Below are 25,480 nucleotides of genomic sequence, written 5' to 3' on the forward strand. Positions count from 1 at the left end.
AAACCTCCGGATGATATCGGAGGCGTGTTTATCCTTGATAGGAGGTTAAGGCCACCCCTTCATTTTCCAGCGCTTTCCAGATTTTCCCATCCCGGCCATAGACATCGCGGCGAAATTGCACCGGACCTTTGGCCTCTGTGTAGGCGGTGCGGTAGATGATATGCACCGGAATATCCTGTTTCAGATCAACGTGAGTTTCCCGCCCGGTTTTAAGGCGAGACTGGAAAAAGGCCTTGGGATTGTCTTCCTGTTTGGCCAGCAAAGCATAGGCAAATTCAAAGGGCTGTTGCAGACGGATACATCCGTGGCTGTAGGCGCGCACTTCGCGTTTGAACAGCGCCTTTTGCGGGGTGTCGTGCAGATAGATATTGTGGCGGTTGGGGAACATGAATTTCACCAGCCCCAGCGCATTGCGGTTGCCCGGGGACTGTTTCATGTCAAACGGGAAGTTGCGCGTTGTGAACTGAGAAAAATCAACGGCGCTGCGATCCACAGTCTGACCCCGTCCGTTCACCAAACGCAGATAGCTTACCGCATTGGGGTTTTTCTTGAGCATCGGCAGATACTCTTTGGTGGCAATAGAGCGCGGCACATTCCAAGTCGGGTTGATCACCATGTGCTCCATGGTGTCAGAAAACTCCGGGCTGCGGCGATCGCTTTGGTTTTTGCCAACCACAGACCGAGTGCGGAAGGTCAGCTTGCCATCATCAATGATCTTGGCGGTGAAGTCCGTGAGGTTCACGAGAATTTCGCGCCCTTCGGTTTCCCGGTCCAGCCAGCGTTCGCGCTCCATGGCCACCATGATGGATTTCAGGCGCGTTTCGGCCGGTACGTTGATCTCTGTAATGGTGCCCTTGCCTGCCACACCATCGATTTCAAGGCCATGTGCCGTCTGAAAGGCGCGCACGGCGTTTTCGACATCGCTGTCAAAAGATGCGGTTGCAGAACGATCCATAAAGCCCATACGGATCAGACGATCTCGCAGCGCAATCACGGCATTGCCACGATCCCCCGACTCCAACTTTGCAACAGGAACCGTCGCGCCCCACCCTCCGTCAGAGATCAGACGCTGAAGCCGCAGCTTCTCTTTCATCAGGCGGGTGTATTCTGGTGTCTGAGGGGCCAGCCCGCGCAAGAACGCTTTCGGGTTTTCCGCAGCAAGGAAACTCTGCATCAGCTCCGTGCGGTCCCTGCGTGCAATCTCGCGCACGATCTCATCATCAATGCGCGAGGGCACCAACATGCCGGAGGTCAAATCGCGCGCATATTTCAAATAGGCTTTGCTCAGCGCTACCTCGACAAGGCCCAGATCGCGGGCACTGCGGGCGCTGGCCATCTGGGCAACCAACCCATCAACATCGTAGCGCGCAGCCGGGAGCGCATGGTCTTCAACGCGCGACAAAGCCGCAATCAGTGCTTTGCGTCGTGCTAAAAAAATTTCGCCCTGTCCGGTCCAAATCGGATCGAAGTCCGCGCCGCGATAGTAAGCCGCTATTGCGTCATCTCTGGCCGCTGTTTCAGCGACGGCCTGTTTGAACGCCGGAAAGGCCTGCGCCTCGGGTGTCAGCAGAGAAGCCGCAAGCACCGCCGCAGCAACAGACCCCAAAAGAGAGCGCGAAATACGAGGAGCGCGGAAACGTAGCAACATAAGAACTTCCAATAGTCAGGACCAAATCAAACGTAGAGTCTCTCCGTAGTCTGTGAACTGTCCAATCACAAGTTCGCCAAAGGGGGCACATATATCCAATTTGTTGCACCGGTGCAGCGACGCCACAGCGGTCAATTTCAACCGCTGGCCGATGCCTGGAAACTCTTTGTTCATCAATTAAGCAAAATTTTGCCTAAAACGTGCCCTCTGCAAGTCAACGCCAAAAAGAAACCTTGGTGAACAAAACCTGCTGTGCCATAAAAATCGCACATCTGAGGGGATGAGATGAAACAACAGCCACGTAACATCGTGGCGGCAGGTAAGCGACGGGACAGGCGCTGAAACTATGAACGAACCGAACGACGGCTCTTTGAGCATGACGCGGCGCGGCTTGCTGTGCGCGTTTGCGGCAACTGCAATGGCAGCGGCTCCGACATACTCCAACGCAGCAGGCTTTTTGCGTGGCGGTGGCGACATCCGCCGAATTCGCATGTATTCAGGCCGCACAGGCGAGCGCATCGACACAATTTACTGGGTCGAAGGCAAGTACATCAAAGAAGCGGTGAACGAGATCAACGCCTTCATGCGCGACTGGCGCACGAACGACGTGATCGGCATTGATACTCGCACAATCGACATTATGGCCGCAGCACATAATCTTATGGATACCAGCGATCCCTACATGCTGCTATCGGGGTACCGCAGCCCAAAAACCAACGCGATGCTGCGTTCCCGCTCGCGTGGCGTGGCGAAAAATTCCCTGCACATGAAAGGCCAGGCGGCAGATCTGCGTCTCTCGTCTCGTTCTGTCAGCCAAATGGCGCGTGCAGCAGCGGCGTGTCGAGCCGGTGGCGTTGGCCGCTACTCCGGTTCAAACTTCGTCCACATGGATTGCGGTCCTGTGCGTACTTGGGGCCGCTGAGGGACGCTGACAAACGCTTTGCGACCTGAGTTGCTGACAAAGACCTTCAAGTGAATGGCGCCCGATGTGGCGCCTTTTCTTTTATGTCACGTGTCTTTGCGGCCATCATAGCGCCATGCACCGTGCTGTGCCTTGAGCTCTTCTTCCCCTGGCAAAAGGGTGCCCAGCTTCACATTGCCTGCTGATTGCCCGTGAGCCGCCGGCGATGCTTGCGGCGCCTCCTGATCGTGAGGGCTCATCTCTGCCTCTCCTTCAGGCGCTGGTGTCCCGTTCGAAGGCAGGCTCTGATCACGCGGTGTGTCAGATTGCGCCTGCTGCACGTGTTCTTCAACCATCTGATCGCCGCCTTGGGCGCGTTGAACAAATGTGAGCGCCCCAAACGCAAGAACCGCCAAAGCAAAGGACAAGAGCAGATTCAGGCCTAAAAAGAGCAGCGCAACCAAGAAAACAACAACCGCCAGCACTATTCCAGTGACCGGCCTTCCATTCGCATTTTGCTCTGACATAACATTCCTCCTCGAAATGGCACACAGGCTACACCAGCCGTGCAGGATCCACCTACGCAAATCGTGCCTGTCCGCTGTTCACAACCATGCGTAGCGCCCCGCGCGCGGATCACCGCCCCGTTCGCGGTGTTCTTTTTCGCGGGTCCATAGAACGGGGTTCGCCGAGAGGTTTTGACGCTCTCTGAACAACGACCCCGGTAACCTGTAGCCGCACCCAATGCTGGATGCGGCTTTGAATGCTTATCAGAGTGTCACATCGATATCGGAATTGAGCAGAATTTCGTCAAAGACCGTGATCGTGGTCGCGCCGAATTCGATGATGGAGTTCCCGGATCCTGTGATCGTGAGCGTGAAGGCCGCATTGCCAAACAGTTCAATGCTGTCCACGCCTGACACAAAATCAAAGATCCGATCATCGCCGTCGTCCAGATCGAAGTGGAACTCATCGCCTCCCAGCGCACCGGCGGTTCTGTCCCCAGCGATATCGCCGAACATGACATCATTGCCATCCCCACCGGTTAGCGTATCAGCTCCCAGCCCACCATACAGCCGGTCATTGTCTGCCCCACCGTTCATCACATCCATACCCGTGCCGCCGTCAATCCGGTCTCGGTCACCTTCACCACTGAGCACATCATCGCCGTCGTCGCCAAAGAGCCTGTCATTGCCATCCCCTCCGTTGACAATGTCAGCCGCTGCGCCTGCGCGCACCAGATCATTGCCGCCCAGCGCGTCAAAGTTTTCGCGCGCCGCAGTGCCGATCAGGCGATCATTGCCCACCGTGCCCATCACATTCAAGCTGCCGACAGAAATTGTCACTGTGGCCTGCGCAGCAAGCCCGCTGGCCCCGGTGACCGTGTAGGTAAAGCTGTCGCTGCCAACAAACCCTGCGTTGGGCGTGTAAGTGATCGTGTCATCTGTTGTATCCAACGCGGTGCCATTGGTGTTGATACCCACGGCACCGTTTGACGCGGTCCCCACCGTGGCCAGACCAGGCAAACCACCAAGGCCATCATCATCATTGTTGAGAACATCGACAATAACAGCGGTATCCAGATCGGTTGTCGCGTGATCATCCTGCGCAGAGGGCGCAGGCAGAGGTGGCATCTGCGCCACATCGCTGGATGTCACATTCGCATTGAAGAATGTCACAACAGTCGTGCCGTAGGTCATCACAGTGTCGCCCGTTGACGCGTTGAAGGCAAAGCTTGCCACCCCACCATCCAGAAGCTGCACCCGGTCGATCCCCGCCGCGAAGTCAAACACCCGGTCAACACCGTCATCCATGTCAAAGGCAAAGAGATCCGCACCCATAGCGCCATCAAGACCAGAGCCTGTCAGATCGCCATAGAAGACATCATTGCCGTCGCCGCCATTCAGGGTGTCATTGCCCTGACCACCGGTCAGACGGTCATCGCCCTGATCACCGATCAACTCATCATCACCGTCTCCACCGGTGAGCTTGTCGTTGTCTGCGCCGCCATCAAGGATGTCGTTTTCTTCCTTGCCGACCAATGTGTCGTTGCCCGCAAGACCGCTGATCTGATCCGCCTGTGGCGTGCCCACCAGACGGTCATTGCCAGCGGTCCCGACAATGCCCGGTAGATTTGGCGTGACCGTCACCATGATCGTGCCAACATCTGTCGTCGTCCCATCAGAGATTTCATAGGTGATGGTGTCCATCCCGGTGAAACCTGCCGTTGGCTGATAGAGGATCCGATCGTCAGAGGTATCAAGCGGCGTGCCGCGGTCATCCACACTCAACGTCAGCGCATTCAGCGCACTGAGTGAGACAATCGAGAGGGTGTCGCCTTCAGCATCCGAAGCCAGCGCAAGCACGTCGATGGTGGTCGACGTATCTTGCAGCAGGCTCGCAGTTGTGTCCGCTGCCACCGGCGCATCATTCACTCCGTTTATTGTGACAGTGGCTGTCGCTGTACTGGTGCCGCCGTTGCCGTCATCAATGGTGTAGGTGAAGCTGTCGGTATCAGTATCACCTGCGCCGAGACTCTCAAACTGGCCGTTTGGATCATAGTCAAACGTGCCATCCGCATTGAGGGTCAGCAGAGCACCAGACGCCAGAGCGATCTGCACACCCACGCTGGCGGCCATGCCATTCACCGCAGAGACAGAGAAGCTGTCCGTCGCATCGACATCGCTGTCAGCACCACTGCCATTATCGGCAAACACAGTGCCCTGTACAGCGGTGTCCTCATCCGTGCTGATCGCATCATCCGCAGCAACTGGCGCATCGTTTACACCATCAATGGTGATGGTCGCCGTGGCAGTGTCTGTGCCGCCTTGCCCATCACTGATGGTGTAGGTGAAGCTATCACTGTCGCTTTCACCCACCGCAAGGCTCTCAAACTGACCATTGGGGTCATAGTCAAAGGTGCCATCGCTGTTCAGCGTCAGAAGCGCACCAGACGGCAGCGTGATCTGCGTGCCAACACTGGCCCCCTGCCCGTTCACCTCGGTGACGGTCAGAACAGTACCGGCATCAACATCGCTGTCCGCGCCATTGCCATTGTCGTTTAGGACATTGCCCTGCAACAGCGTGTCTTCGTCCGTGCTCAGACTGTCATCCGCGGCCTCTGGTGCATCATTCACACCCGCCACATTGATCGTCACTGTTGCCGTGTCGCTGCCACCCTGGCCATCGCTCACATCATAGCTGACCGTGAACATCGCCGCATCGCCCAGCGCAAGCGCTTCAAAATCACCCGCTGGGTCATAGGTGCCAGTGCCATCCGTTGCCACAGTCAGCGTGCCGCCTTCGGGCAAGGCAGTCGCCACACCAAACGGGATAATCGCCCCGCCACTGTCGCGCACCTCAGTCAGAGTGAGCGTGCCGCCATCGCTGTCACTGTCATTGCTCAACAACGCGACCGGGGCAGAATTGTCCTCATCAGTGTTGATCGTGTCATTCACAGCGTTTGGTGGCACATTGCCCGGCCCCGCCACTGTGATGGTCAGACGCGCGGTATCCGTCCCCCCGTTGCCATCAGAGATCGTGTAATCAATCTCCACCGGTCCAGAGAAGCCCGCATTCGGCGTGAACTGAATGCGGTCATCCGCCAAAAGCACAGCCGTGCCCGCGCCTTCGCTCACCAAAAGGATGCCTGTCACATCCGGCGTGCCATCACTGGTGTCCACATCTGTGTCATTTGCCAGCACATCCACAGTGATCTGTGTCTGGAACGGCGTTGTGACACTGTCATCGTTTGCAACAGGTGCATCATTCACCCCGTCAATGGTGACAGTTGCGGTGGCGGTATCTGTGCCTCCGTTGCCGTCATCAATGGTGTAAGTGAAGCTGTCAGTGTCACTCTCTCCCACTGCAAGGCTTTCAAACTGACCATTGGGGTCATAGGAGAAAGTGCCATCGCTGTTCAACGTCAACAGCGCGCCAGAGGGAAGCGTGATCTGAGTGCCCACATCGCCCGCATTGCCGTTCACTTCCGACACAACAAAGCTGTCGCTTGCATCCACATCGCTGTCTGCACCACTGCCATTATCGGCAAAGACATCTCCAAGAACCAGATTGTCCTCATCTGTGGAAATCGCATCATCCGCCGCAACCGGTGCATCATTCACACCGTTGATCGTGACAGTTGCTGTCGCCGTATCTGTGCCGCCATTGCCATCATCAATGGTGTACGTGAAGCTGTCAGTGTCACTCTCTCCCACAGCGAGGCTTTCAAACTGGCCATTTGGATCATAGTCAAATGTGCCATCGCTGTTGAGCGTCAGAAGCGCGCCTGAGGGGAGCGTGATCTGGGTGCCCACATCGCCCGCATTGCCGTTCACCTCTGTGACAGAGAAGGTATCCGCCCCGTCAACGTCGCTATCAACACCACTGCCATTGTCGGTAAAGACATCGCCTTGCACCGCATTGTCTTCGTCGGTCGTGATCGCATCATCCGCCGCCACCGGCGCGTCGTTCACACCGTTGATGGTGATGCCGACCGTTGCGCTATCTGTGCCACCATTGCCGTCGCTGATGGTGTAGGTGAAGCTGTCCGCCCCGGTCTGACCCACAGACAGCGTTTCAAACGCGCCGTTTGGATCATAGTCAAAGGTGCCATCCGCATTCACCGTCAACAGCGCACCAGAGCTGAGCGTGGTCTGGCTGCCCACATTGGCCGCGACCCCGTTCACTTCGCTGATGGTCAGCGTGTCACTGCTATCAACGTCGCTGTCCGCGCCGCTGCCATTGTCCGCAAACAGATCACCAAGCAATGCGCTGTCTTCGTCAGTCGTAAGACTGTCATCCACCGCATCTGGCGCATCATTCACGCCGTTGATTGTGATGGTCACCGTTTCAGTGTCCGTGCCCCCGTTGCCATCACTCACGGTGTAGGTGAAGCTGTCGGTCGCACTCTCCCCAACGGCGAGGCTCTCAAATTGACTGTTGGGATCATAGTCAAAGGTGCCATCGCCATTGTTGGTGACTGACCCAGTTGTCCCTGTGGTGTCGAAACTGCTCACTGTGAGCGTATCGGTTACATTCGGGTCACTGTCATTGGCCAGAACAGAGGCCGTGGCGAAGGCCGTGTCCTCATCGGTTGCAAAACCAACCCCGCTGTCAGGTTGCGCCACAGGCGGCTGGTTGTTGCCGCCAATGGTCACGGTCACCGTGGCGGTATCTGTGCCGCCATTGCCATCGCTGATGGTGTAGTCAAACGTGTCTGTTGCAGACTGCGTGGCACCCAGCCCCGCAAAGGCACCGTTCTGATCATAGCTGAACGTGCCATCATTGTTGAGCGTCAGCAGCGCGCCGGAGGTCAGCGTAATCTGCGTACCCACATCCCCAGACTGTCCATTGACCGCAATCACGCCAAAGCTGTCGAGCTGATCCGGGTCACTGTCCGGCCCATTGCCGTTGTCATCAAACACATTGCCATTCAGCGCCGCGCCCACCGCAACCGAAAGCCCATCATCCACCGCATCCGGCGCATCATTCACGCCCGCGATGTTGATCTGAACATTGCCCGTGTCTGTGCCGCCATTGCCATCGTCGATGGTGTACGTGAAGGTCTCAGTCCCAGTCTGGCCCGCAGACAGGGAATTGAACACCCCATTCAGATCATAGCTGGCAGAACCATCTGCATTCACGGTGAGCAAAGCACCAGACCCCAATGTGATCTGCGTGCCCACATTCGCGGATTGGCCATTCACTTCGGTGATGGTGAACAGATCTCCGGCATCTATGTCAGAGTCGACGCCACCGCCGTTGTTGATGAAGAGATCCAATCCAGGGATCAATCCGCTGTCTTCATTGGTGTTGAAGGTGTCATCGCCCGTCACAGGCGCGTCATTCACACCGGTGATGAAAACAGTGGCCGTGCTGCTGCCCGTGCCACCACGCCCATCGCTCACGGTGTAGTTGAAGGTGTCAATGGCGCTGTCACCTGAAGCGAGGGTTTCAAATTGGTCGTTCGGATCATAGTCAAAGCTGCCGTCAGGATTGAGCGTCAGCAAGGCACCTGAGGGGAGCGTGATCTGGCTACCCACATCGCCGGACTCTCCATTGACCGCGCTGACCGTCAGCGTATCGCCATCCGCATCGGAGTCATTGTCCAGCACATTGCCGCTGACAGAGTGGTCTTCATTCGTGGTCGCGTTGTCCGCAATCGCAATCGGCTGGTCGTCATTGCCGTTGATCGTAATGGTGACACTCGCTGTGTCCGTCGCCCCGCTGCCATCCTGTATCGTATAGGTGAAAACCTCATCGGTAGACTGGCCCACAGTGAGCGTCTGATAGGCACCATTGGTGTCAAAGGTGAAAGTGCCGGAGCCATTCACCGTCAGCAGCGCACCAGAGGAGAGCGTGATCTGCTGCCCAGCGAGGTAATCCATCCCCCCCAGACTGATCAGAGAGACAAACGGAATATCACCTGTGTCTGGGTCAAGATCCGGCCCATTGCCATTGTCGACCGTCAGATCCCCGAGCAGGATCGCATCTTCCCCAACCGTGAGCTGATCATCCTGAGCAACCGGCGCATCGTTCACCCCGTTGACAGTGATGGTCAGCTGCCCAGTGTCGCTGCCACCATTGTCGTCGGTTACAGTGTAGCCAATAGAGTCAACCCCTGTCTGCCCAGCGCGCAAACTGTTGAATGCACTGCCCGGATCATAGGTGTAGGTGCCATCGGAGCTGATGACAAAAGTGCCGCCACCTGATCCGGTCACAGATGTGCCCGGTGCAAGGCTTGAGCCATCCACCTCCGACACCCGCAGTGTATCGGAGGTATCCGCATCGCTGTCATTGTCGAGCACCGAAGCGCCCATGGAGCTCAGCGGGGTATCCTCATCGGTGATGTTTGTATCATTGCCCGCAACAGGTGCGTCATTCACCCCTGCAATGGTGATCGTCGCGGTGGCTGTATCGGTGCCGCCGGTGCCATCACTGATTGTATAGGTGAAACTCTCTGTGGCGTCTTCACCGACAGCAAGGTCTTCATACCCCCCGTTCGGGTTGAACGTATAAGCACCAGTTGACTGCACGGTCACCGTGCCGCCACCTGAAAGAGCAATGACGTTGCCGACATTTGCGGCATTGCCATTCACCTCAGTCACCGTCAGCGGATCGCTATTTGGGTCGCTGTCAGCCCCATTGCCATTGTCCGCCAGAACAGAGCCGTTGCTGATCGTGTCCTCATCCGCAGACAGGCTGTCATCCTGTGCCACAGGCGGTTGGATGGTGCTCAGAATATTGAGCGTGACCGTGGCCGTATCCGTGCCGCCACGTCCGTCACTCAGGGTGTAGTCAAACGTGTCTGTGCCACCTGCTGGGAACTGACCATTGGAGTCATAGGTGAAGGTGCCATCGCTGTTGAGCGTCAGCAGCGCGCCGGAACTCAGCGTGACCTGAACACCAATGTCAGCGGCCTCTCCGTCAAGCGCGGTTACCGTCAGCGTGTTTGAGGCGTCGACATCGCTGTCTGCACCATTGCCATTGTCATCCAGCACATTGCCATTTGTCGTCGTTGTGTCGCTGGCCGCAATGGCATCATCTTGCGCTGTCGGGTCGTCGTTTTGCCCATCAATCGAGATGGTCACCGTTGCCGTGTCACTCAGCCCGCCATCATCAGTGATGGTATAGGTGAAACTGTCAGACGCATTCTGGAAGTCCGGCAGGCTCTCAAACTGGCCGTTGGGATCATAGATAAAGTCTCCCCCCGCGGTGAAGGTCAGGATTGCACCAGAGGGCAGCGTTATTGGGTTGTTGAAGTTGGCATCGCTGCTGTCCACACCGGCCACATTGGTCACGGTTATTGGATCACCGCCCGGATCGCTGTCATTGCCCAGCGGATCCGCCAGCGTGGTCGCGCCGTCATCTTCGCTGACAAACCGAGTGTCATTAACCGCATTTGGTGCCGCATTCTCAACCGTCACCGTGAAGGTGTCCGTTTCCATCGAATTGGCGGCGCCTGCGCCATCATCCACCATCACGGTGACGGTATACGTCCCTTCCGCCGCATAGGCATTGCTGATTGAGGGAGACAACAGATCGCTGTTGAAACTGGCCATGTTGCCATCACCAAAATCAACCGTATAGCTGCGCGTCTGCACATCTGGATCCGTGAGCGTCAGCGTGCGATTGAGAGATGCCCCCTCTGCCAGCGTGATATCCGCCCCGGCTTCAAGCCCCGGCGCGTCGTTCACGGGATTGACGGTGATGTTTGCCGCCACCGATGGATCCGTGGAAAACGCCAGACCGTCAGAGCCCGTCCAGAGGAAGCTATCAGAGCCGTTGTAGTCCTGATTGCCCGTATAGACGAGGTTGCCAGCCAACAGATCGGCCCGACTGATCTCCTGACCAGCTGTTACCGGCGTGCCATTCAGCGCCAGAGTGCCGTTTGTTGGGAAGGTATCAATGCGGATCGCCTGTAATGTGTTGCCATCAGGATCGCTGAAGCCCGCATCAAACACGGCCGCATCCAGAACAATGGCCGTGTCCTCATCCCCGCTTGCCGAGACAGGCGAAATCGATGGGGTGTCATTGCCATAAACCTGGATCATGACAGACCCGTTCCAGCCCACAATAAAGCCGCCACCGGGCAGACCTTCGACTGCTGGCTGGTTCTGCGTGCCACTGGTGGTAGTGTTCACAAGGAACTGGCTGTCCACCCGCGCGCCATCTGCACTGTATTGCTGCGCAAAGACGCCCTGCCCGCTGCCATCCGTGCCATTGTTGTCCGTCCAGGCAATCACAAACCCGCCTGTATCAAGGGACGCGACAACAGGATCAAATTGCCCGCCAATGCGCTGGTCGTTCACGCGGAATTCCTCGACAACAGTGGTTCCATCCGGCGCAATCACAGTGGCGAACACCCCGTCGCCACTCAGATCGGCAACGTTATCTGTCCAAACAGCCACCACATTGCCATTGTCGAGCACCGTCAGCTCAACATCAGTCTGGTTTGACAGGGTGCTTGTGTTGATCCGGAATTCGCCGCCAACGGCAGCGCCGCTGGCATCATAGCGCTGGGCAAACACGCCAAAGCCATCCACATCCCCAGTCGAAGACTCCCAAGCGATCAAAAACCCACCGTCGTTCAGCGCGGTGACGGACGGATCATCCTGTGTCGACGCGGTGTTGGTATTGACCACAAACTGCGCTCCAAAAGCGGTGCCGTCGCTGTTAAACACGCGCGCAAGCACACCAAAGCCGTTGCCGTCGCCCGCGCCGCCGCTGGATCCGCTGTCCCATGTGACAACAAACTTGTCATCACTCAGTACGGTGATGGCGGGGCTGTCTTGATCAAAGGTTGTACCGGTATTGGCGACCGTCTCACCACCAGCCGGGGTGCCATCTTCGTTAAACCTCTGGAACACAATGCCTTGGCTGCTGCCATCCAAAGAGTCGTCAGTCCAGACAGCCACCCAGCTGCCATCAGAGAAGGCCGCAAGTTGAGGCTCAAACTGATCCTGCGTTGTGGTGGTGTTCAGGCGGAATTCATCGGACTGACCGCTGGCAAGCCCGGACCCGTCGCGCGCAAGTTTATTGCCCTGAACATCAAACCGCTGCGCATAGATGCCATCGCCAGCGCCATCGGTTGGATTGAGCTCATAGACCGCTATGAAATCACCACCTGTGCCGGGCAGCTGAACCAGCTCAATGTTGTCCGCATCATCGAGTGCATCATTCACGGTCACCTCGCCACCGCGAGGCTGAGCGGCATCTGGCGTCGGAGTGATGCTCACCGTCACCACAACAGGCTCTGATGCGCCCCCGTCCCCATCTGTCACCTGAATGCGCAAGACGCGCTCTGGCAGCGGATCATCAGAGATGTTGCGATAAGTGAGGTTTTCGACCAGCAACTCCACGATCGCAGCCGTTGCTGCTGTGTTCAGGCTCAACTCAAAGGCACGGCCGTCCTGCCCATCCTGCACAATGGTCGCAACCGGTGTGCCATCCACCGACACAGTGGTGCCTGAAATCGTGATCTGGCTGCCCTGACGCAGGCCAAGCTGATCTTGTGTCAAATCATCAGGCGCATTGATCTGGTCGATCAATGGTGCAGAAGACACCACCTGTGACACAAGGATAGAGCCGCCATCAAAATCAGCGCTGTCCGGATCAGACACAGCCGCAGCGCCATTTGCGTCGATCAACTGTGGGATCCCATTCACCGTATTTTCGTCATAGGTGACGGTTTCGTTGATCCCTTCCAGAACCGGCGCTCCACCGATCGAGAAATCGGCTGGATCGCCCAGAATTTGATGGAAGATCCCATCGCCACTGCCATCGCCCTCAGCCCCCGCAGCATTGGAGGAAAAGGAGACGACAAAATTGCCATTCGCCAGCGCGGCCACAGCAGAGTCGCCTTGGGTGTTTGAGAACGCCGAATTGACTTGCAACGCGCCATCCACACGATGTCCGTTGGCGTCATACTGCTGCGCAAACACGCCTTGCCCGTTGCCGTCAGTGCCGCTGTTGTCTGTGAAGGTCACAACGAAGCCACCACCGGTCAGGCCGACAACATCGGAGTCAAACTGAGAACTGTCCACAACTTCGTTGACTAGGAAGTTGTCCCCAACAGGGTTACCTGCCCCATCAAACCGCTGGGCATAAACGCCCAAGTTAAACGTCGCTGCGCCATCATCTCCACCTGAGGAGGTGTAGGTGACAACATAGCCGCCATCTTCCGTTGCTGCGATGCGGCTGTCGGACTGGGTAGAGCGCACATTTTGCGTGTTGACCTGAATAGGCCCACCCACTTGGCTGCCATCTGCGGCAAACCGCTGAACAAACACGCCTTCAGCAGAGGCCAACGTGCCGGTTTCCAAGCCGTTTGACGTGAAAGACACCATAAAGGTGCCATCACTTTGAACAGCAACATCGGCATCAAATGCGCTCTCGCCCCCGATTGGGGAAATGATGCTGGGCAGGCCATCGGTGCCGCCCTGATCATTGTAGCGCTGCACAACGATATTGGTCTGAAAGGCTGCGCTCTCATTGCGCGCCTCATAGACCTGCACAAAATCACCGTCCCCAAAGGCATCCAGCGCAACGCGGGTGTCAGCGCTTGTGAAGACATCCCCAACGTCAGGCGCCGCAACTTCCCCGCCAACTTTTGCACCGTTGGCGTCATAGACCTGAGTGACAATCTCGGCCGTGCCTGAAAGCATGTTCAGGCGCGAACTGTCATCGCGCCAACTGACGGCAAACCCACCTGTGGAAAGCCCCACAACTTCTGCAAATGTCTGACCACCTTGAGCGTTGGTGTTGACCTGGAATTCGCCCCCCACAGGCGCACCTGTGCTGTCGTAGCGCTGCGCGAACACACCGGTGTTGTTGTCCCCGGTGGCGTCCTGGTTGGTGGACGTCCAGACAATAACATAGCCACCGTCTGCCAGCTCGGCGACATGGCTCATAGACTGTGACCCGGTGGTGAAGGAGTTTGTCTGCACCTCTGTGCCGACACGTTCCGCGCCATCTTGCTGTGGTGTGATGGTCACTTCCAGTGTCTCGCGCGCAGACCCGCCATCGCCATCATTGACGGTGATGGAAATCAGTCGCGCTGTTTCAGGATCATCAGAGTCATTGGCGTAGGTCGCGTTGCGGATCAGAGTCTGCAACCGATCCGGGGTCGCATCGGCGTTGAGCGTGACCACCAAATCAGCGCCATCTGCGCCATCAGACACAAGTGTGCCGATCGCGGTGCCATCAACCGAAACCGTTGTGCCCGCGATGGACACCGCGCCGCTTAGATCAAAGGACAAGTGATCCTGCGTCAGATCATCGGGTGCCGCAAACTGTGGCTGCCCCGTGTCATTCAGCACCATGCCGATGATCAGTTCGCCACCATCAAAATTGGCACTGTCAAAATCACCAAGTCCAAGTGTCGGGGCAAAAATTTGACCGCCAGCGTTTACGTCTGCTTCGTCAAAACTCACATCGCTCAGGCTGTTCAGAATTGGGTTTCCCGCCCCCGGCACAGACGCTGAGGCCTCAAAGAGCCGCTGGAAGACGCCGGTTCCGCTGCCGTCTCCGTCAGACCCGCTTGCGGCCGAGACCCAAACTGCGGTGAAGCCCCCCCCCGGCAGAGAGACCAGCGCAACTTGATTTTGCGAACCGCTGGTTTGTTCATTCACAAGGAAACTGCCATCCACACGGCTGCCATCTGCGGCATAGACCTGGGCGCGCACAGCTTCGCCAGAACCATCCGACCCGCTGAAATCGCTGAACGCAACAACCCAGCCGCCCCCATCAAGGGCAACCACATCAGGGACTGTTTGCCACGAAGAGGTGACATCATTCACGAGCACTTCACCGCCAACCGGATTGCCATCCACGTCAAAGCGTTGCTGATAAATCGCGTCTCCGTTGCCATCGCCCGCGAAGTTTTCATAGACCACAACAAAGCCGCCGTCAGACAAGGCCGCTACTTTTGCCATCTCCTGTCGATTAACGACATTGGTGTTCACTTGGAATTCCGTGCCAACCGGCGTGCCATCCGCCTCAAACAGGCGCGCAAACACGCCGTTGTCGTCTCCGTCTCCTGCAGATGCAGACGTCGCCGACGTCCAGGTCACGACAATGCGGCCACCTGTCAGAATGGTTACGGCAGCATCGTCTTGCGTGCTTGAGGTTTCTGTATTGACCTGCACAGAGGCGCCAAGCGCCGTGCCACTGTCATCAAAACGCCGCATGAAGATACCAGTCCCACTGCCATCCGCGCCGCTGTCGTCACTGTAGAGCGCAATGATTGTCCCGTCAGAGGCTGCAGCAAACGCCGCATCCCGCTGCGAGGAACTGACCACATCATTCACCAGGAACGTCGCCCCCTGTGGGGCACCGGTGTGATCATAAATCTGTGCAAACACACCGGTGTTGTTTTCTCCAACACCGACACCGGCCGGGTGGGCACCACTGCCGTCCGTCCAGCCGACGACAAACCCGCCAGTGGGCAGCCCGGTAACGGTTGGCTCAGATTGCGAAGACTCCGTATGCGTGTTCACCAGGAACTCACTGCCCTGTGGTGTTCCCTCCAGATCATAGATTTGGCCAAAAATCCCGGTAGAGGAATCCTGTGTTCTATCTTGATTGCTACTATCCCAGACCACCACATAGCCGATCTGAACGCCGCTGGCGTCAAATATGGCCGAGGTCGCCGGATCGATTTGGTTGGAGGGCGTGAATGTATTGACCTGTTCTTCGCCGCTCGTGGCCGACAGCGTCAGATCCTCGTCTGCCGTCACGGTGACGGTGATGATATTGTTGCCAGAGGAGCCACCATCGCCATCCAGCAGCTGAACACTGAACTGCCGTACGGCCTCCGGATCATCAGAAACGTTGGCATAGCCCAGCTGTGCCAGAACAGCCTCCACCGCCTCCGGTGTCGCGCCAACGCCGCTCAGAGAAATCTCCAAAGGCGCGCCGTCAACGCCGTCCTGAACGATCGTGCCGATCGCGGTGCCGTCAACAGACACTGTGTTGCCTGCAAGCGTGACGCCATTCCCCTGAACAATGCTCAGTTGATCCTCAAAGGCGCCCTCACTTGCACCACGCTGTGTTTCGTTCCCGTCCTGATCACCAACAAGGCGCTGCACAAGCAAGGTGCCACCGTCTAAATCAACACTGTCCGCATCCGTGATCGACAGAGCGCCGTCTTGATTCAAAAGCTGCGGCGCGGCATTCACGGTGTTTTCGCCAAAGGTCACCGAGTCTTCAAATCCTTCGATGACGGGCGCCCCTGCGCCAGCAGGCACCGCGGCCGCATCCAGAATGGTCTGGAACACGCCGCTGCCAGAGCCATCCCCAGCTTCACCAGAGGTAACAGAGCGCCAGACCGTCACAATGCCGCCATTGTTCAACAGGGCAAGATCAGGTTGATCCTGTGTGCTTGAGGTCTGTTGATTGATCACAAACATCGGGCCATCACGCGAGCCATCCGCATTAAACCGCTGGCCAAGAACGCCCTCGCCACTGCCATCAGCAGCCCCGAAATCGTTGATCGCAACAATGAACCCACCGTTCGGCGTGCCAACCACAACCGGATCCCATTGATCAGAACTGGTAAAGGTGTTCACTTGGAATTCCGCGCCCTGCGGTGTGCCATCCACATCATAAATGCGGGCAAAAATACCGGAACTGCTTGTGTCTGGGCTCGTGAAAACAACAACAAACCCGCCATTTGGCAGTGCCGCGCTTGGCGCAAGAAAGGCAATATCTGGCTGCAGTTGATTGCCCGTTGTGACCGTATTGATCTGCACTTCGGCCCCGGCTGGCGCAAGCGCTGTGCCGTCAAAGGTCACCAGGTTGCCATTTGTGTCCACACGTTGGGCGAAAACACCATTGCTGTTTGCATCCGGTCCTTCCCAGACAACCATCACATCTGTGGACCCTGGCAGTTCGGTCACTTGTGGTCTGTTCTGGTTGCCAGATGTGGTCTGATTTATCTGGAATTCCCCTGCCTCAGGTGTGCCCGTTGCATCAAACGTGCGGCCAAAAATTCCGTTCGAGCTGCCATCGCCCGCACCTGCAGAGGATGCTGAGGACCAGACAACCATGAAGCGCCCGGCGCCAAGATCCACAATTTCTGACTGCGTCTGTGTTGAAGAGGTCTGTTCATTTACCTGAAAGCTGCCGCCAAGCGGTGTGCCATCATTATCGAACACTTGGCCAAAGATACCTTGTCCGGACCCGTCAGCACCGCTGCTATCACGCCAGGTGACGACAAAGGTGTCATTGGACAACCCTTCGACGCGGGCCTGCCGCTGCGCGTTTCCTGGCAGGTCATTGACCTGAAACTCCGCCCCCAGCTCCTGCCCTTGTGCATTGTAACGCTGCGCAAAAATACCGTCGCTGCTCGGCGCATCCTGATTGTTGGACACCCAGGTCACGACATAGGAGCCATCACTGAGTTCAGCGACACGCGGCGAAAACTGCCCCCCTTCGCTAAAGCTGTTGACCTGAGTTTCCTCAGTCGCGCTGTCGGCGACAACAACCAGATCACGCACAAGAGCCTGAGAAGACCTCAGGAAGCTGTTCTGAGACCCATTACCGTTGTTCACAGTGAGATCAAAACCAAGTGTCGTGTTGTTCAGATTACTCGTAATCTCAAACGTCAGCGCCTCAACCAGCGCCTCGACCGATTCAGCCGTAGCCGACGCATTCAAATTGATACGCAGCGCTGCGCCATTAACGCCGTCTTGACTGCCATCAACAGTCCCAATGGCAGTTCCTTCATAGCTGACAGTCGTGCCGCTCAGCCCGATCTCTCCTGCTCCAGTGCCTTGATCCTGAACGGAAATTTGTTTTCCGCCTGTGGAGTTGAATACCTCCTGAACCTGCACAAAGCCGCCATCAAAGCCGACGCCCGCGTTGTCATCCAAATCAATGTCAGCGTCGATCAGTTGCGGCGTGTTCAAGAAGTCGGACTCAAAGACGATCTCGCGGTCACGCCCCCCCCTCTGCGACTCTGGGCGCAGGAAATCGTCAACGACGATGTTGGGGAGTGTCGTGGCGCTGGTGGTGATGTTGACGAATACAGAGTCAGGCTGCGTTTGCCGCCCGCTTGCATCTGTAATCGTGATCCCGATGCCACGTTCCGTGAACTGAACATTCGCAGCGCTGTCAGTGGATTCATAAGAAATCCGTTCCACCAGTGCCTTGATCGCTGCATCGGTGGCATTGGCGTTGAAGTTGATCAACAGCCCATTGCCGTTGGCCCCATCAAGCGTGCCATCAATCGTGCCAATCACCAAACCGTCAAAGCTCAGATCATTGGAGCTGAGGGATATCACCGCATCGGTTGCGATACTGAGCTGATCAAAGGCAGTTTCGCCCTCAGTGTAGTAAAGCTCAAGAGATCCGCCCGCAAACCCGCCACTTGTCGGGCCTTCAAACGCAACCTGATCATCCAGTATAAGGCTTCCGCTGGTCACATCCGTTGCGTTGACGGTCAGCGCGCGTTCAAAATCGCTGAGCTTCGGTCCATTTTGAACCGTTGCAACCTCTGTGAATGTGCGCATCTGAATAGAGTTGCTGCTGCCATCGCCAGCCGCATTGCTGGTGGGAGAGGTCCAAACCGCAGCAAAACCGGTGCCAAAGCTTGTGACGCTTGGAGCCGTCTGGGTGCTGTCGATCAGTTCATTGACTTGGAATTCCCCATCCACACGCGTGCCACTGGCATCAAAACGTTGTGCAACGATCCCGGTGCTGGACCCATCCTGACCGTCTGAATCCCAACTGACAAGGAACCCTCCATCCGCAAGCGCCGTGACATCCGCCATGTCCTGTGCGTTGATTGTTGTGACATTCACGCGGAATTCAGAGCCCAAGGGCGTTCCGCTGTTGTCAAAGCGCTGGCCAAACACACCGTTTGAGCCACCATCAAGGCCATCGCTGTCCGTCCAGACGACAACAAAGCCACCCCCGATCAGCCCTACAACAGACGCGTCAAACTGGCTGCCTGTCGTTGAGGTATTGACCTGCACATCCGCACCAAGGGCTGCACCAGACGCATCAAACACACGCAAGAACAGGCCAGCACCATTGCCATCCCCGTCATTGGCCGTGTTTGGCGCGGTGAACACAATCACATGACCTGCGTTGCTCGCGCCATTCACAAGCGTCGCCACAGCTGGATCGGATTGATCTCCCTCCGTGTTGTCCACATTGACCGTGATCTCTGCCCCAACCGTGTTGGCGGTGGCATCAAAGCGCTGGCTCAGAATGGCGTCTTGATTGCCATCCCCATTGTCGGAGCGATAGGTGACAACAAAGCCCCCATCCACAAATGCTGAAATGGCGGGTTCAAACTGCGTGCCAGCTGTGGCGGTGTTTACAACGAACTCTCCCCCCTGCGCCACACCGCTGGCATCGAACCGTTGCCCGATAATGCCGCTATCAAAACTACCAGGCGCGTCTTGGTTGTTGCCAACCCAAACCACCGTAAAACCACCGTCCGCCGTGGCGGCCACTGCTGGGCGTGATTGCGAGCCTGCAGTCGTAGAGTTCACAGCAATTTCATTGCCGATCGGCGCACCATTGGCATCATAGAGCTGGGCAAAAACGCCTTGACTGCCATCCAGGTTGTCTTGGCCGGACGACTCCCAAACCACAACGACGCCACCGCCTGTCAGCTCTGCCACATCGGCAGAGGATTGACTGTTCTCTGTATGCGCGTTCACCCGCTCTTCCCGGTTGCCGACCAACGGCAGGTCCGTATCTTGCGAGACCGTCACATTGATAAACTGTGTTTGCGCAGATGCGCCATCACCGTCTGACAGGTCCACACTCAGGCGCCGCACCGGCGCGGGTGCGCTGGAAGTGTTTGAATAGGCAATATTGCCCAGTACCGCCTCAACCGCTTCGACAGAGGCATCGCTGTTGAACGTGATTGAGAAACTGTTTCCGACGCTTGTGACCGTGCCCACAACCGTGCCGCCCACCGATACCGTGCCACCAATAGAATAGGCGCTCAAAGTCACATTGCCGTTGCCGACATCGCCGTTCACAAGACCAACAAGATCCTGCGCTTCCCCGGACTCTCCCCCCAATTGCGCAATCTGATTGAAGGTTTCATCCACCTCAACGGTCAAGACACCGCCATCAAAGTCAGGAGAATCAAGATCGCCAAGGGCAACGGTCGCATCGGCATCCAGACGCAGGAAGCCTCCGTTTACGTCATCCTCGGAAAAGGCTGCATCCGTGGTCATCCCCTGGATCAACGGTGCTTCGGAGGGCGTGAAATCCGCTGGATCGCCGAAAATCTGTTGGTAAACAGACGTTCCTGATCCATCACCCTGCGTGCCAGAGTTTACAAAATTCGTGAATGTGGCGACAAAGTTGCCACTCGGCAAAGCGGCCAACTCTGGCTGACCCTGAGAGCTTAACGTAATTTCGTCATTGATCACAAATTGACTGTCGATCCGCTCTCCGGCTGCGGAATACAGCTGCCCCACAACCGAGGCCCCACTGCCATCAAGACTGTTTGAGTTGTCCGTCCAGGCCACAACAAACCGGCCATCTGTGAGGCCGATCACATCCGGCGCAACTTGCGAGCCAGACGTGACTTCATTCACAATAAAGCTGTTGCCGACAGGCACCCCGTTCGCATCAAAGCGCTGGGCCTCAATCCCCACACCAGATCCATCGCGCCCCTGATTGTCTTGCCAGGCAACCACAAAACCACCACCAGCCAGCGCCGTGATAGAGGCAACTGTGCCACTGTCTTCGATCTGCAAGTCCGCAACCGCCTGCGTGCCATCTGGGTTCAAGAAACGCACATAAATGTCATCGCCATTGTCAAAATAGGTGAAGCCAATCAAACCGGACGCATTTATTGCAATTTCTGGGCTGTTCTGGGTGCCAGATGTGACTCCATTCGCTACGATTTCCCCACCAACCGGCGTGCCATCCGTCTCAAAACGGCGCAACAACAAGCTGTCGCCTGATCCGTCTCCGCTGTCAGAGAAATAGGCGACCACATAGCCGCCATTGGGGAACCCCGTCGTGCCAGAAGCAATGGTTGCCAGAGATGGGTCAGATTGCGTCGCCGAGGTCGTGATATTAACAAGCGACTCACTGCCGACCGGTGCCCCGTTCACATCGTAAAGTTGGCTGACAACTCCAAAATCACTGCTGCTGCCGTCCACGTTGTCAGAGGCCCAGGCAATAACAAACCCACCGTTTTCAAGCGCGGTGACAGTCGCATCCTGCTGCCGCCCTTGCTCGGTGGTGTTGACCTGAAACTCTCCACCGACTCTCACACCTTCGGAGTCAAATCTCTGCGCAAAGATCCCTGTGCTTTGCGTATCTTGTTGACTGGATGTCCAAACGACCACCCAGCCTCCGTCATTGAGCGTTGCCACATGCTGGTTTTCTTGATTTTCCGGCGCAAAGGCGTTCACCAACACCTCCTGCCCCACAGCCTGCGGCGTGTTTGCCTCCGCTTCGCCAATCACGCGCAGCTCAAATGACAACGGCTGGGTCAGACCGCCATCACCGTCCTCAATTCTGAGAGAATAGGTGCGTGTGTCCCGAGGATCATCGCTGTCATTGGTAAAGGTCAGCGCATTCAGCAGCGCCTCAATCCGCGCAACTGTGGACCCCGCCAAGAGGTCGACCGTCAGGTTCGCCCCATCTGCGCCATCTGACACGATCGTGCCAACATCGACACCATCCACCCGTAGCGTTGCACCGGCCTGCGTCACGCGCCCACCAGTGGCAAAGGACAAATTGTCCTGTGTTGCATTGTCTGGCGCATTAAACTCGTCAGCAATAGGTTCCGTGACAATGCGGGAAATACGGATTTGACCGCCATCAAAATCCGCGGAATCCGAGTCAGACAAAGAAAGCGCACCTGTCGCAATCAGCTGTGCACCAACCTCTGCATCTCCCTCATTTACGGAAATACTCTGTTCAAGCCCGACCAATGTCGGCGCAGCAGATTGAGAGATTTCCGCCGGATCTCCGACAATCTGATGGAAGATACCGCCGCTGCTGCCATCTCCTGCGGTGTCGCTGGTTGCAGAACGCCACTGCACCACGTAGTTGCCATCTGGCAAAGCGGCCATCGCTGCACCATTTTGGGTGCCGCTGACTTCGGTGTTGACACGAAGCTCGCTGTCAATGCGCGTGCCATCCGCATCAAAGACCTGCACGAAGACGTCAGCGCCGCTGCCCGGCGCAGGGGTGGACGTGTCGACCCAGGACACCACAAATCCGCCAGTATCCAGCGCGATAATATCCTGAATTTCCTGACTTCCACTCGTACTGTCATTCACGCGCACTTCAGGGCCCACCGGCACGCCCTGATCCGTGAAACGCTGATAATAGACACCCGTAGAGGATCCATCCTGATTGGCGCTGTTCCAGGCAACCACAATGTCTCCAGTGTCCAACGTCGCAATATGGCTGGAGCTTTGTGCGCCTGGGGAGAAGCTGTTAACCTGAATGTCCCCACCTTCCGGTACGCCGGCATCATCAAACAGCCTCATATTGATAGAGCTACTGGACCCGTCGCCATTGGCGGAATCATTCTCGCGCCAGGTGACGGCAAACCGCCCATTTTGCAGCGCAGTGACCTGAGGTTGATCTTGACTGCCAGTGGTCTGCTGGTTGACCACAATCTCCGTGCCCACACGCGCACCCGCCGCGTTGTAAAGCTGGGCGATCACACCATTGGAACTGCCATCCCCCGCAGACCCGAAGTTGGTGGACACCCAAACAACGACATATCCGCCGTTGCTCAGCCCGACGACCTGTGGGCTAAATTGGTTCGAAGAGCTGTTGGTCTCCACCTGCTCTTCCGTAACAACAAGCGCGCCATTGGCATCATAGCGATTCAGCCGCACACCTGAGATGGTGTCATCATCCCAGACAACCACCCAGCCGCCATCTGTCAGCCCTGCAACGGAGGCATCAAATTGCGAGCTGGTCACCGTGGTGTTGATCTGAAATTCACTGCCAACCGCCACACCGCGGTCATCAAAGCGCTGGCCAAACACACCACTGTCGTTGTCGCCCGTGTTGTCCTGATTGAATGACGTCCAAACAGAGATATAGCCGCCATCCGTCAAACCGGCGATCTGGGCATCGGTTTGCTCCCCGACGGTCACGGTGTTGGTCTGCCGCTCTCCACCAAGCAAGCCATCCCCATCTGTCTCCGGCGTGACATTCACGGTGATCACCACAGGCGCAGAGGTCGCACCATCGCCGTCTTCCACCTGCAACTGCAGCAGGGTTTGCGCACGCGGATCATCAGACACGTTGGCAAAAGTCAGGTTTTCAAGCAACACCTCAACCGCCGCAGCATCCGCATTTGCGTTCAATGTTATGATCAGGTTTGCACCGTTCTGTCCGTCGGAACTCAGCGTGCCAACCACCGTTCCCCCGACAGAAACCTGTGCACCGCTCACACCAACTGTGCCCGATGTATCCAGCCCCAACTGCACCTGCTCATCTGCATCTTGCGGCAGGAAGCCATCCTCAGCCACGGTCTGGGCAACAGTGCCGAGGATAATGCGACCGCCATCAAAATCAGCGCTGTCCGCGTCTGAAACAGCCACCGCGCCATCCAAGTCGATCTTTTGCGGCGTGCCGTTGACGGTGTCTTCTGCAAAGGTCACCGTTGTTGAAACAGCCTCAACCTCCGGGCTGGCGGAGGGCACCGGCGCCACCAAAGGATCGCCAAACAGGCGCAAGAACACCCCATTGCTGTCGCCATCCCCAGCGGATCCACTGTTCGCAGAGGTCCAGACACCAACAAAAGCGCCATTTGCGAGCGCCGCAATATCTGGCTGGTTCTGGGTCGAAGAGATTTCTTCGTTAACCTGAAACTCGCCAGTCTGCGCCACCCCATCCGCATCAAAGCGCCGTGCAAAGACGCCCTGACCGCTGCCGTCACCCGCGGATCCAAAAGCACTCGACGTCCAGATGACGGCAAACCCACCATCATCCAATGCCGTCACTTCAGGGTCAGACTGTGAGGAGGACGTTTCGACATTGATCTGAAACTCAGAGCCAACAGCTGTTCCGTCGCCTTCATAGACCTGCGCAAAAATGCCATTACTGCTGCCATCGGCGCCGCTTTGATCTTGCCATGTCACGACAAATCGGCCGCCGGTTAGCCCAACCACCGACGGATCGTCCTGCGTTGATACGGTTGTCGTGTTAACAATAAACTCAGCACCCAGCGGCGTGCCATCAGGCGCATATCGTTGTGCCAGAATGTCACTTCCAGACCCCAGCGCGCCAGAAAAGTCCCGATACACGACCACCAGTCCACCTGTTGCAAGACCACCAGCGCCGGCGCTTGGCTGAATAGCCGCCACCGCAGCCTGATCTTGCGTCGAGGAGGTTGTGGAATTGACCTGGAAATCCGTTCCAAGCGGTGTCCCAGCTGCATCAAAAAGGCGCATACGTACGCCAACGTTGAAATTCGCATCACCATTGTCGTCCGTATAAACAACAGCGAACCCGCCGCCAGGTACACCAGCGACCTCAGCGTCATGTTGGGTGCGGCTGAAATTGGTGTCGTTGACCTGAAACTCGTCACCTACGGGGTTTCCTGCAGCGTCAAACCGCTGACCAAAAACACCGAAATCAAAATCACCTGGATTGTCTTGGTTACTTGCCTGCCAGACAACAACATATCCGCCATCCTCTGTCGCCGCGACCTGCGCGTTGTTTTGAGTGTCCACCCCTGTGGTGTTCACCACCGTCGGAAGGCCGAGCTCCTCACCTTCAGCAGAATAGCGTTGGGCAATGATTCCGTCTGAATCGCCGTCCTGACCAAATGAGTCCCAGACAACCACAAAACTGCCGTCCAATAGTGTTGTAACTGACGGATTATCCTGGCTGCCAACAGTGATGGAATTAACGAGAGTCTCCGGACCAAGCGGCTGATTCATAATAACTTCCCTCAAAAAACGACCGTGAGGCACAAAACGAACGCGACGCCGCAGAAAAGGCGACGCATGTAAAATTAAACCGATGTCTTTCAATTAATTAGGCGACACCGATCAGCTAAAAACGATACGCAAAATAAAACGCAATCACGCATCACACATACATGTGCAAATTTATTAAAATCTAAGCTTTTCGAAACTGACCAATGAGTCAAGACGACGCGCACGTAAAGCGTGGTAAGGTTTCCCCGACCCAATGAATTCCGCCGCAAAAATCAGAGAAAATTTGAAATCATAAAGTGATTTAATTTTCGACATTTAGAGAAAATCAACACGCTCAAATCGAAATACGATGCAAGATCAAAAATAATCGAAACAGGATCGGAGATTCACAACACATTAATAATAGGATCGCTTACGCCACCCCAATAAGTGCATCGCGAGAATTGACGTAACCAATAGGGAGAAACAAAAAACGCACCGCCAAATATCAAAAATTCAGACTGTATTTGTGCCCCGAAAATCAGCCGA

At 56.6% G+C, this 25,480-nt stretch carries 4 protein-coding genes; 1 reads left to right on the top strand and 3 read right to left on the bottom strand.

What is annotated here, in order from left to right; genetic code table 11:
* Positions 1–28: 28 nt before the first annotated feature.
* Complete coding sequence (locus J7413_RS02480) at positions 29–1,648, bottom strand: L,D-transpeptidase family protein (protein ID WP_209096038.1); 1,620 nt, start codon at positions 1,646–1,648, stop codon at positions 29–31.
* Between the two features lie 346 nt (positions 1,649–1,994).
* Here J7413_RS02480 and J7413_RS02485 point away from each other — a divergent pair, with 346 nt between their 5' ends.
* Entirely contained in the window at positions 1,995–2,570 is a 576-nt protein-coding gene (locus J7413_RS02485; protein WP_209096041.1) for a DUF882 domain-containing protein, read from the top strand.
* A gap of 86 nt (positions 2,571–2,656) precedes the next feature.
* On the opposite strand, the gene J7413_RS02490 is transcribed toward J7413_RS02485, so the two are convergent.
* A complete protein-coding gene (locus tag J7413_RS02490; RefSeq protein WP_209096043.1) occupies positions 2,657–3,076 on the bottom strand; it encodes a hypothetical protein in 420 nt (139 codons plus the stop codon).
* 243 nt (positions 3,077–3,319) lie between these two features.
* Positions 3,320–24,952 carry an Ig-like domain-containing protein gene (locus J7413_RS02495; RefSeq protein WP_209096045.1) on the bottom strand — a complete coding sequence of 7,211 codons (21,633 nt, stop codon included), beginning with the start codon at positions 24,950–24,952 and terminating at the stop codon, positions 3,320–3,322.
* Between the last annotated feature and the right edge of the window lie 528 nt (positions 24,953–25,480).

The sequence above is a fragment of the Shimia sp. R10_1 genome, assembly GCF_017744095.1.
In the GTDB taxonomy this organism is placed as follows: Bacteria; Pseudomonadota; Alphaproteobacteria; order Rhodobacterales; family Rhodobacteraceae; genus Shimia.

Bases quoted from the DNA above. Each gene is read 5' to 3' on its own strand.
- J7413_RS02490 (WP_209096043.1), bottom strand. From the start codon at position 3,076: ATGTCAGAGCAAAATGCGAATGGAAGGCCGGTCACTGGAATAGTGCTG.
- J7413_RS02495 (WP_209096045.1), bottom strand. From the start codon at position 24,952: ATGAATCAGCCGCTTGGTCCGGAGACTCTCGTTAATTCCATCACTGTT.
- J7413_RS02480 (WP_209096038.1), bottom strand. From the start codon at position 1,648: ATGTTGCTACGTTTCCGCGCTCCTCGTATTTCGCGCTCTCTTTTGGGG.
- J7413_RS02485 (WP_209096041.1), top strand. From the start codon at position 1,995: ATGAACGAACCGAACGACGGCTCTTTGAGCATGACGCGGCGCGGCTTG.